Origin of the sequence: Lacisediminihabitans sp., assembly GCF_036404185.1 — a bacterium.
In the GTDB taxonomy this organism is placed as follows: domain Bacteria; phylum Actinomycetota; class Actinomycetes; order Actinomycetales; family Microbacteriaceae; genus Lacisediminihabitans.
This window is the reverse complement of sequence record NZ_DASWPB010000035.1, coordinates 1-10,735: the sequence shown is the minus strand read 5'-3', so window position 1 is coordinate 10,735 and position 10,735 is coordinate 1. Positions and strand designations below refer to the sequence as shown.

At 67.2% G+C, this 10,735-nt stretch carries 10 protein-coding genes; 6 read left to right on the top strand and 4 right to left on the bottom strand.

All coding sequences use genetic code 11. The features are described 5' to 3' along the window. The first annotated feature begins 181 nt into the window (after positions 1 to 181). Both rplJ and rplL read left to right on the top strand, forming a co-directional pair. Positions 182 to 697, top strand: a complete 516-nt coding sequence (rplJ, locus tag VGC18_RS01850; protein WP_331093633.1) for a 50S ribosomal protein L10 — start codon at positions 182 to 184, stop codon at positions 695 to 697. A 60-nt stretch (positions 698 to 757) separates the two neighbouring features. Beyond that, positions 758 to 1,141 carry a 50S ribosomal protein L7/L12 gene (rplL, locus tag VGC18_RS01845; RefSeq protein WP_331093631.1) on the top strand — a complete coding sequence of 128 codons (384 nt, stop codon included), beginning with the start codon at positions 758 to 760 and terminating at the stop codon, positions 1,139 to 1,141. A 340-nt stretch (positions 1,142 to 1,481) separates the two neighbouring features. On the opposite strand, the gene VGC18_RS01840 is transcribed toward rplL, so the two are convergent. The 4 genes from VGC18_RS01840 to VGC18_RS01825 are packed head-to-tail and all read right to left on the bottom strand — an operon-like array spanning position 1,482 to position 4,917. Next, positions 1,482 to 1,706 carry a hypothetical protein gene (locus tag VGC18_RS01840; RefSeq protein ID WP_331093629.1) on the bottom strand — a complete coding sequence of 75 codons (225 nt, stop codon included), beginning with the start codon at positions 1,704 to 1,706 and terminating at the stop codon, positions 1,482 to 1,484. Positions 1,707 to 1,710: 4 nt separating this feature from the next. Further along, entirely contained in the window at positions 1,711 to 2,631 is a 921-nt protein-coding gene (locus VGC18_RS01835) for a carbohydrate ABC transporter permease (protein ID WP_331093627.1), read from the bottom strand. Next, the gene (locus tag VGC18_RS01830) at positions 2,628 to 3,644 is read right to left on the bottom strand and encodes a sugar ABC transporter permease (protein ID WP_331093625.1); all 1,017 of its coding nucleotides are present in this window, start codon (positions 3,642 to 3,644) and stop codon (positions 2,628 to 2,630) included. The genes VGC18_RS01835 and VGC18_RS01830 overlap by 4 nt, the downstream gene beginning before the upstream one ends. 10 nt (positions 3,645 to 3,654) lie before the next feature. After that, entirely contained in the window at positions 3,655 to 4,917 is a 1,263-nt protein-coding gene (locus tag VGC18_RS01825) for an ABC transporter substrate-binding protein (protein ID WP_331093623.1), read from the bottom strand. 169 nt (positions 4,918 to 5,086) lie between these two features. On the opposite strand from VGC18_RS01825, the gene VGC18_RS01820 reads away from it, so the two are divergent. The 4 genes from VGC18_RS01820 to VGC18_RS01805 form a co-directional block, all read left to right on the top strand. Then, positions 5,087 to 6,940 (top strand): ABC transporter ATP-binding protein, encoded by a 1,854-nt coding sequence (locus tag VGC18_RS01820; RefSeq protein ID WP_331093621.1) that lies wholly within the window; start codon positions 5,087 to 5,089, stop codon positions 6,938 to 6,940. A gap of 43 nt (positions 6,941 to 6,983) precedes the next feature. Next, on the top strand, positions 6,984 to 8,348 hold the full coding sequence (locus tag VGC18_RS01815; RefSeq protein ID WP_331093619.1) for a cystathionine beta-synthase: 1,365 nt from the start codon (positions 6,984 to 6,986) through the stop codon (positions 8,346 to 8,348). Positions 8,349 to 8,398: 50 nt separating this feature from the next. Then, the gene (locus tag VGC18_RS01810) at positions 8,399 to 9,553 is read left to right on the top strand and encodes a cystathionine gamma-synthase (protein WP_331093617.1); all 1,155 of its coding nucleotides are present in this window, start codon (positions 8,399 to 8,401) and stop codon (positions 9,551 to 9,553) included. Positions 9,554 to 9,734: 181 nt separating this feature from the next. Further along, the coding region (locus tag VGC18_RS01805) for a glycosyltransferase (RefSeq protein WP_331093615.1) at positions 9,735 to 10,735 on the top strand (1,001 nt) is incomplete at its 3' end.

The window sequence follows — 10,735 nt, the reverse complement described above, 5'->3', positions numbered from 1 at the left end:
CGACTTTTACCAGTCGTTGCCGTCGATCGAAGGTTCGCATAGTGCGAAGACCTGCGCAGGTGTACCAGAGAAACCGCCCTTGGGTTGTGCTCCGTGCGCTTGCGCCGGAGCTTTTTTCGTTTGCGAAGCCGTTGACAGGATCGGCCGGTCCGGAAGCCACGAAACCAACACAAGGAGCCACATGGCGAACAAGGAAGCTTCGGTTGCCGAGCTCACGGACAAGTTCCGCGACTCGAGTGCCGTCCTGCTGACCGAGTACCGCGGCCTCACCGTTGCCCAGCTCAAGCAGCTGCGCACGAGCATCAGTGAGAACGCAACGTACGCCGTGGTGAAGAACACGCTGACCAAGATCGCGGCGAACGCCGCGGGGATCTCGTCCTTCGACGAGCACCTCGTGGGACCGTCCGCGATCGCATTTGTCCACGGTGACCCGGTCGCCGTCGCCAAGGGCCTGCGCGACTTCGCCAAGGCAAACCCCCTCCTCGTTGTGAAGGGCGGTTACTTCGACGGTAACCCCCTGAGCGCCGAAGAGGTCAACCAGCTCGCCGATCTCGAATCCAGGGAGGTGCTGCTGGCCAAGCTGGCCGGTGCCTTCAAGGCCTCGCTGTTCGGCGCCGCCTATCTGTTCAACGCACCACTGTCGAAGGCCGTTCGCACGGTCGAGGCGCTGCGCGAGAAGCAGGATTCCGCGAACTGAGATCCCTCGGGACCCGAGATTCAGCGGCACACACGCATCACCAATTAAAGGAGAAAAATCATGGCAAAGCTTTCCAGCGACGAACTGATCGACGCGTTCAAGGACCTCACCCTCATCGAGCTCAGTGACTTCGTCAAGAAGTTCGAAGAGGTCTTCGAGGTCACCGCCGCCGCTCCCGTGGCGGTCGCCGCGGCCGGTGGGCCCGCCGCCCCCGTCGAGGAGGTCGAGGAGAAGGATTCCTTCGACGTCGTCCTCGAGGCCGCCGGCGAGAAGAAGATCCAGGTCATCAAGGAGGTCCGCGCGCTCACGAGCCTCGGCCTCGGCGAGGCGAAGGCCGTTGTCGACGGCGCCCCCGGCGTTGTCCTCGAGGGCGTCAACAAGGAGACCGCCGACAAGGCGAAGGCCCAGCTCGAAGAGGCCGGCGCCACCGTCACCCTCAAGTAGTCGGTGCCCCCTCGGGGCTCTGATCGACTCACGAAGGCGTCGCCCCGACAGGGACGGCGCCTTCGTGAGTTAACCGACGAAGTCTCTTGCGCGGCTCCGACGATGTCCGCCATAATGAGGACACGCCGACGCCCAGACCATCGCGTCGACGGGAATGCTCTCGAGTCGTCTCCCGGGTTCCCATCTAGACAGCCTTACCTTCTGGCTAGCCGTCCTCCGGACATCCTTCGGCTCGAACCTGCCGGGTGCCCACAAGGACCCCGTTCGTGTTCCATGAGTCCCACAGCGTGGTGGGTGTCCGTGCCGTTCACGGGCACCCACCGTGGCTCGTCCGGCTCTCTTAGTCGTCGTCAGGTTCTGCCGCCGTTGAGGCCCGCTGCAGTCGGCGGCGCCACAGGATGGTCAGCGCCAACACGACGACAAGCGCGAGCAGCACCAGGGCGTAGCCCAACGCATCCGCCCCGGTGATCTCGCTGATGGCGGTGATCACGAAGAGGGCGAAGGCGAAGAAGCCGACGATCCCCAGGACGATGTCGACGGCCTCGATGAGCGTCGGTGGACGCATCCGCTCAGCCCTTCACCCCGCCGGCCGTGAGTCCGGCGACGATGCGCCGCTGGAAGATCAGCACGAGGATGACCAGGGGGATCGTGACGATGGTCCCCGCCGCCATCACCGCCGTATACGGCTCCTGATGCGGCTGGCTGCCCGCGAAACTGGCGATGGCCACCGTCACCGGCTGTGTCGCGTCGCTCGACAGCTGACTGGAGATCAGGTACTCGTTCCAGGAGGAGATGAAGGCGAGGATGGCGGTGGTGAACACCGCGGGCGCCGCCAGCGGGAGGATCACCTTCCGGAACGCCTGCCCCTGTGTGCAGCCGTCGATCCTGGCCGCCTCCTCGAGATCCCAGGGCATTTCGCGGAAGAACGAGGTGAGCACGTAGACGGTGAGCGGCAGCACAAAAGAGATGCTGGGGATGATCAGGGCCTGATAGGTGCCCATCCAGTGGATGTTGGTGAAGAACTGGAACAGCGGGGTGATCAGCGCGACGCCGGGGAACATGGATGCGCCGAGGACGATGCCGAACACGATCCCCTTGAACCGGAACTCGAGCCTGGCCAGGGCGTAGGCGGCGAAGGTGCCGATGAGCAGCGCGATCACCGTGACGCACGCGCCGATGAAGAGGCTGTTGAGGAGCGCGCGGCCGAGGTGGTTTCCGAGCGAGGTCGAGAAGGCCGTCGCGAAGTTGTCCAGGGTGAAGTGGGTCGGCCACGGCGTGGTGTCGAAGGTGTACCCGACGTCGCGGAAGGCGGTGACCACCATCCAGTAGAAGGGCAGCAGGCACCAGAGCACGATGACGGCGGCACTGATGCCGGTGCGGATGCTCTGGGCGGTCCCCTTGCGCCGCCCCGTCTTCACCCTCGCGAGACTCCGTGTCCTCAGCACCTCCGCCTCGGCCCGTGCGGCCGCGGGACCGGCGACGGCGGTCATCTGGCCACCCCCTTCTGCTGGGCTTCCTGCGTCCGCACGACGTTGGTGCCGAGGAACCGGACGAAGACGAAGGCGATGAGGAAGATGATGAGGAAGGTGATGGTGGACAGGGCGGATGCCGCGTTGAATCCCTGCCTGATCTGGTCGACCACGAGGATGGACAGGGTCCTGGTGGCGTTGCCCGTTCCCCCTCCTCCTCCCGTGAGGATGGCCGGGAGGTCGTAGAGCCGTAGCGCGTCGAGGACGCGGAACAGGATGGCGACCATGAGCGCGGGACGCACCAGCGGCAGGGTCACCCTGGTGAAGCGCTGCCAGGCTCCCGCCCCGTCCACCTTCGCCGCCTCGTAGAGCTCCTCCGGGATGAGCTGAAGCCCGGCCAGGATCAGCAGGGCCATGAACGGGGTGGTCTTCCAGGTGTCCGCGATGATGATCGCGAAGCGCGACGCCCACTCGTCGCTCGTCCAGAGGATGTGCGAGTTGAGCACGGCGTTGGCGATGCCGGCGACCGAGAAGATGAAGAACCACAGCTTCGCGGTCACCGCCGTCGGGATCGCCCAGGGCACGAGGATCGCCGCCCGGACCAGTCCGCGCCCGCGGAACGTGCGGTTCATGATCACGGCCATCCAGAATCCGAAGGCCGTCTCCAGGACGACCGTGACGACCGTGAAGAAGAAGGTCACGAACGCCGCGTTCCAGAACTGGGCGCCGAGGGTGCCGGGCGGACAGGATCCCGGGCCCCCGCCGCCGCATTCCTGCAGCAGCCAGTGCGCATAGTTCTGCACACCGGCGAAACCGCCCTGGACGAACAGGCCGGTTGACGGGTCGAGTCCGGCGTCGTTCTTGAAGGACATCACGATCGCGCTGACGACCGGATAGCCGATGACCACCGCGAGCAGGACGAGGGTGGGCACGACCAAGTAGACGGCGAGTCGTGCCTGGCTGGATCGTGCCTTCTTCGCTCCCGCGCGGAGGACCGGCCGCCGGCTGGGGGCGGCAGTGGGGGTCGCGGACATGGGTGGCCCTCTAGTTGCCGGAGCTGGCGGACTTGATCGCGGCCTGCATGTCCGACAGCGCCTGGTCCACGCTCTTGTCACCCTTGATGGCGGCGTAGGCGTTGTCCTGGATGGCCTTGGTGACGGCGGGATAGAACGGCGTCACCGGACGGGGGACGGCGTGCTCGATCGACGTCTTCAGGGTCGGCAGGTAGGGCAGCTGTTCGGCCAGGGCGCTGTCGTCGTAGAGGGAGGCGCGCACGGGGGCGAGCGAGCCCTGGGTGGCGAAGAACTTCTGGGTCGTGTCGCTCTCCAGGAACTCGAGGAAGTCGTGCGCGGTCGCCTTGTGCGTGGAGTAGGTGCTGATCGCCGCGTTGTGACCGCCGAGGCTGGATGCGCCTGGACCGTCGTCACCGGGGAGCGGGGCGACGGCGAAGGTGTCCTTCACCGTCGAGCTTCCGTCGGTCTTCGCCAGGCTGTAGACGTACGGCCAGTTGCGCAGGAACAGCAGCTTGCCGGCCTCGAAGGCCTGGCGTCCCTGCTCCTCCTGGTAGGTGATCGCCTCCTGGGGGATGTCCCCGTTCTTGTAGGCGTCCACCAGGCGGCCGAGGCCCTTCTTCGCGTCCGCGGTGTTCAGCGTCGGCGTCTTGCCATCGCTGGCGACCACGGTGCCTCCCGCCGTGTTGATGGCCTCCGCGACGTTCACGGTGAGGCCCTCGTACTGGGAGAACTGGCCGGCGTAGCAGCCGATGCCCGCCTGCGTGGCGATCGAGCAGTCCTTGATCATGTCGTCCCAGGTGGCTGGCGGGGTCGAGACCAGGTCGGTGCGGTAGTAGAGCAGCCCGCCGTCGGAGGTCTGCGGCGCCGCATACAGGGTGCCGTTGTAGGTCGCGCTGTCGATGGTGGGCTTCAGGAGGCCGGAGGTGTCGATCTTCATCTTCCCGGTGAGCGGCTGCAGCCATCCCTTCGCGGCGAACTCGCCGGTCCAGACCACATCGACGTCGACGACGTCGTAACCGGAGTCCTTGGCCTGGAAGTGCTGCACGAGGTCGTCGTGCTGCTGGTCGGCGTTGTCGGACTGCTCCTTGAAGGTGACCTTCTCCTTGGGATGCGCGGCGTTCCACTTCGCGATCAGCGGCCGAACGACGTTGCTGTTGTCCTTGCCCTGGACGTAGGTGATCGGCCCCCTTCCCGACGTGTCGTCCCCCGAGCCGCCGGAGCTGCTCGAACATCCACTGAGCGCCAGACCCGCTATCGCGATTCCGGCAATGACGCAGAACGGTGCGGTTTTCATTTCACTCCTCGTTGAGTTTCGTGATGCAAACGCGTGACGTTTGTTCGCAATCTAATCCCGCGAGGGCAGGATGTCCAGATCGTTCCACCCGCCCCTCGGTTGGGGCTGTCCGGCTTCGCTCGTGGCGGATCCGGCCGTCGCGCGCCGGGCGGCCGCCTAGGGTGAAGCAATGAGCGGAATGCGTGGCGGCGGCGGGCGCAGAAACCGGGTCAGCAGCGGCGACCCGGATGCCCAGCGGGCGGCGAACGCGGCCGCGCCGAAGATCCCCGACCTCCTGAAGCGCATCGGGAGCCTCTTCGCCCCGCACCGGGGCGCCCTCATCGCCACCGGGATCCTCGTCGTCGTGAGCTCCGGGCTGACCGTGCTGCCGCCGCTGCTGACGAAACAGGCCTTCGATCTCGGGCTGTTCCCGAAGGGCGGTCACCCCGACTTTCCGGTTCTCCTCGAGCTGGTCTCGCTGATGATCGTCATCTATGTGCTCTCCGCCGCACTGGGCGTCTGGCAGACCTGGCTGACCGCGACGGTGGGCAACCGGGTCATGGGCGCCCTGCGGGTGCGGCTGTTCAGCCACCTGCAGCGCATGGAGCTCGCCTTCTTCACGCGCACCAAGACCGGTGTCATCCAATCCCGGCTGCAGAACGATGTCGGCGGCGTCGCCAGCGTGCTGACCAACACGATCTCCAGCGTGCTCGGCAACACGGTGACGGTCGCCGCCGCCCTCGTGTCGATGCTCGTGCTCTCCTGGCAGCTCACCGTCGTCGCGGTCATCCTCATGCCGATCCTCGTGTTCGCCCAGCGCAGGGTCGGCCGCGTGCGCGCCAGGATCGCGACGAAGACGCAGGAGTCGCTGAGCGACATGACGGCGATCACCCAGGAGACGCTCTCGGTCTCCGGCATCCTGCTCGCCAAGAGCTTCAACCAGCAGGGAAGCGAGATCGGCCGCTACTCCGCCGAGAACGAGAACCAGATCGGGCTGCAGGTCCGGCAGCAGATGAGCGGCCAGTGGTTCTTCGCCGTCGTGCAGATCTTCCTCGCCATCATCCCCGCGGTCGTCTACGTCTGCGCGGCCTGGCTGCTGCTGCACCGTGTTCCGGTGACGGCGGGAACGATCGTGGCCTTCACCACGGTGCAGGCGCGACTGATGTGGCCGCTGCTCGGCCTCATGCGGGTCGCCCTCGACCTGCAGACCTCTCAGGCGCTGTTCGCCAGGATCTTCGAATACCTCGACCTCCGGCCCGCGATCGTGGATGCGCCGGAGGCGAGCCCGGTGCGCGCGAACCGACTCGGGACGGTCGAGTTCGAGGACGTGGTGTTCTCCTATCCGGATGCCGGTCCCGACACTCCGCCGACCCTCAAGGGGCTCTCCTTCTCGATCGAGCCGGGGCAGTTCGCCGCCTTCGTCGGTCCGTCGGGGGCGGGCAAGACCACGGTCTCCTACCTCATCCCGCGGTTCCACGACGTCACGAGCGGACGCATCCTGTTCGCCGGTGACGACGTGCGGAGGATCGAGCAGGATTCCCTCGTGGCCAATATCGGCATCGTCAGTCAGGAGACCTACCTGTTCCACGCGACGATCGCCGAGAACCTCCGGTACGCCCGCCCGGACGCCACCGATGCCGAGCTGGAGGAGGCGGCGCGGGCGGCGAACATCCACGACACGATCGTCTCGTTCCCCGAGCGCTACAACACGATCGTCGGCGAGCGCGGCTACCGGCTGAGCGGCGGGGAGAAGCAGCGCATCGCCATCGCCAGGGTGCTGCTCAAGGACCCCCGCGTGCTCATCCTCGACGAGGCGACGAGTGCCCTCGACTCGATCTCCGAACGGGTGGTCCAGCAGGCCCTGGACGCCGCCTCGAAGGGCAGGACCACGATCGCGATCGCCCACCGGCTGTCCACGATCGTCGATGCCGATGTCATCTTCGTGGTCGACGGCGGCCGGATCGTCGAGTCGGGCAGCCACGACGAGCTCACCGCGGCCGGCGGGGTGTACGCCCGGCTGTACGAGGAACAGGTGCACAGGTAACACAACCGCGCCGGTGGTGGTGCGCTGTTAGATTGGCGGGACTATGAAGTACGCAAACAGCGTCACCGATCTCATCGGCAACACGCCCCTGGTCAAGCTCAACCGCGTGACGGAGGGGATCGCCGCGACGGTGCTCGTCAAGGTCGAGTACCTGAATCCCGGTGGCTCCTCCAAGGACCGCATCGCCACCCGAATCATCGACGCGGCGGAACGGGACGGGCTGCTTGCGCCCGGCGGCACCATCGTCGAGCCGACGTCCGGCAACACCGGCATCGGCCTCGCGCTGGTCGCCCAGCAGCGCGGATATCGCTGCGTCTTCGTGCTGCCGGACAAGGTGGGGGAGGAGAAGCGCAACGTGCTGCTCGCCTACGGCGCGGAGATCGTGGTCACCCCGACCGCCGTCGCGCCGGACAGCCCGGAGTCCTACTATTCGGTCTCCGATCGCCTGGCCAGGGAGATCCCCGGCGCCTTCAAGCCGAACCAGTACTCCAACCCCAACGGTCCGCTGAGCCACTACGAGACGACCGGCCCGGAGGTCTGGCGGGACACCGAGGGCGAGGTGACCCACTTCGTCGCCGGTGTCGGCACCGGGGGCACCATCAGCGGCGTCGGCAGGTATCTCAAGGAGGTCTCCGGCGGCGCGGTCACGATCATCGGGGCCGATCCGGAGGGATCCGTCTACTCCGGCGGGACCGGACGGCCCTACCTCGTCGAGGGGGTCGGCGAGGACTTCTGGCCGGAGGCCTACGACGGCTCGGTCGTCGACCGGATCGTGGCGTCCTCCGACGCCGAGTCCTTCGACATGACCCGCCGGCTCGCTCGCGAGGAGGGCCTGCTGGTTGGCGGATCGAGCGGCATGGCGGTCGCCTCGGCGCTCAAGGTCGCGAGGCAACTCCCCCCGGAGGCGATCATGGTCGTGCTCCTGCCCGACGGCGGTCGCGGCTACCTCAACAAGGTGTTCAGCGAGAAGTGGATGCAGTCCTACGGCTTCACCCAGGTCTCCGACGAGAAGACGGTCGCCGACGTCGTCGGCCATAAGACCGGCTCGCTTCCCGACCTCGTGCACGCGCATCCGTCGGACACCGTCAGGGACGCCATCCAGATCATGACCAAGTACGGCGTCTCCCAACTGCCGGTGCTCTCCGCGGAGCCGCCGGTGGTGATCGGCGAGGTCGTCGGCGCCATCGAGGAGCGCTCGCTGCTCGAGCAGGTCTTCAGCGGCGACGCGAAGATGGTCGATCCGGTCGGCCGGTTCATCGGACCGCCGCTCGGCCTGATCGGTGTGCACGAACCGGTGAGCGCCGCCCGCACCGCCTTCGAACGAGCGGATGCCCTGCTCGTCACCGAGGACGGCAAGCCGGTCGCCGTCGTCACCCGGCACGACCTGCTCACGTTCCTCTCCGACTGACCCGCTCGTCCCCTCCTTCTCCCCTCTCTCGACCGCTCAGAAAGATCTCCGTGTCACAGCCCGACTTCTCCACCCGCGCCATCCACACCGGGCAGGAGTTCGATCCGACCACCGGCTCCGTCATCCCGCCCATCTATCAGACCTCGACCTACGTGCAGGACGGGATCGGCGGCTTCCGCGGCGGTTACGAGTACTCGCGGGGTGGCAACCCCACCCGCACCTCGCTGGAGAGCCTCCTCGCCGATCTCGAGGGCGGCCGACACGGTTTCAGCTTCGCCTCCGGGCTCGCGGGGGAGGACATCCTGCTCCGGGCCCTGCTCGCCCCGGGCGACCACGTCATCATGGGCAACGACGTCTACGGCGGCACCCATCGGCTCGTGGACCGGGTCTTCGTGCCCTGGGGGATCGGCCTCGACACCGTCGACATGACCGATCTCGCCGCGGTCAGGGCCTCGATCCGGCCGAACACCACCGTGCTCTGGGTGGAGACGCCGAGCAACCCGCTTATGAAGATCAGCGACATCGCCGCCCTGGTGGAGATCGGCCACGCCGCCGGCGTCCTCGTGGTGGTCGACAACACCTTCGCCTCGCCGTATCTGCAGAACCCGCTCGCCCTGGGGGCGGACGTCGTCACCCACTCGACGACGAAGTATCTCGGCGGCCACTCCGACGTGCTCGGGGGAGCGCTCGTCACGAGCGACGACGAGATCGCCGAGAAGGTGCGCTTCCTGCAGTTCGCGGTCGGCCCGGTCTCCGGCCCGATGGATGCCTGGCTCACCGTCCGCGGCATCAAGACGCTCGCCGTGCGGGTGGAGCGCCACAGCGCGAACGCCCAGGCGATCGCCGAGGCGCTGCACGGGCATCCGGCCCTCGATCGTGTGTACTATCCCGGCCTGGACGATCACCCCGGTCACGAGCTCGCGGCCCGCCAGATGCGCGGCTTCGGTGGGATGATCTCGGTGAGCCTTCGTGGCGGTGTGGCCGCGGCGCGCGCCTTCACCGAGTCGACGGAGCTCTTCCAGCTGGCGGAGTCCCTCGGCGGGGTCGAGTCGCTCATCAGCTACCCGTCGGAGATGACCCACGCCTCGGTGAAGGGGACCGCGCTCGAGGTCCCGGAGAACCTGGTGCGGCTGTCCGTCGGCATCGAGGGGGTCGACGATCTCGTCGCCGACCTGTTGGCCGCGCTCGACCGCGTCACCGGCTGAGTCGTCCCCTGCTGCCCCTCGTGTCCCCTCAAGGGACGGGTTCGCGCCTTCGTTCCTCCCCGGAGCAGTCGATCGTGTCCCCTGGCCCGCGTCGGGGCGCACAGGAAGGGCCCAACAACCTCATAAGCCGGGCATAGCCGGGGCATAGGGGAAACCGAAGGCCGCCGCCGAGAGTGGTGGCATGGCTCATTCATCGGACACCCTCGCACTCGACGTCGCCGTACCCGTCTACAACGAGCAGGCGACGATCGAACGCAGCCTGCGCACCCTGCACGCCTACCTGGCGACCGAGTTCGAGGTCCCGTGGCGCATCACGATCGCCGACAACGCGAGCACGGATGGCACGGCCGAGATCGCCGATCGCCTCGCGAGAGAGCTCACTGGCGTCGTCGCCGTGCACCTGCCGGAGAAGGGCCGCGGGCGAGCGCTCAAACGCGTCTGGCTCGATTCCCCCGCGGAGGTGCTCGCCTACGTCGACGTGGACCTCTCCACCGATCTGAGCGCCCTTCCTCCGCTGATCGCTCCGCTGCTTTCCGGACACTCGGATGTCGCGATCGGCACCAGACTGTCCCGAACCTCGCGAGTGGTCAGGGGAACCAAGCGCGAGCTCATCTCGCGCGGCTACAACGCCCTGCTCCGCGGCACCATGGCGGTGCGCTTCAGCGACGCGCAGTGCGGCTTCAAGGCCGTGCGCCGTGAGGTCGCGCGGGAGATCCTTCCCCTCGTCGAGGACGACGGCTGGTTCTTCGACACCGAGTTGCTGGTCATCGCGGAACGGAGCGGCCTGCGCATCCACGAGGTCCCCGTCGACTGGGTCGACGATCCGGACAGCAAGGTCGACATCGTCTCGACCGCCTGGGACGACCTGCGCGGGATGCTCCGGGTGACCCGCTCGATCATGACGGGGAGGGTGCCGGTCGAGTCCATCTACGCCGAGCTCGGGCGACGGCCCTTCGACCCGCCTCGCCCGCACGGTTTCTTCGGACAGGTGGTGCGCTTCGGGATCGTCGGTGTCGTCTCCACCGCGGCCTTCGCGCTGCTCTATCTGCTCCTTCAGCTGGTCATGCCCGCCCAGCTCGCGAACTTCCTCGCGCTGCTCATCACCACGGTCGCGAACACCGCCGCCAATCGACGCTTCACCTTCGGAGTGCGCGGCGGCGCCGGGGCGGTCAGACATCAGTT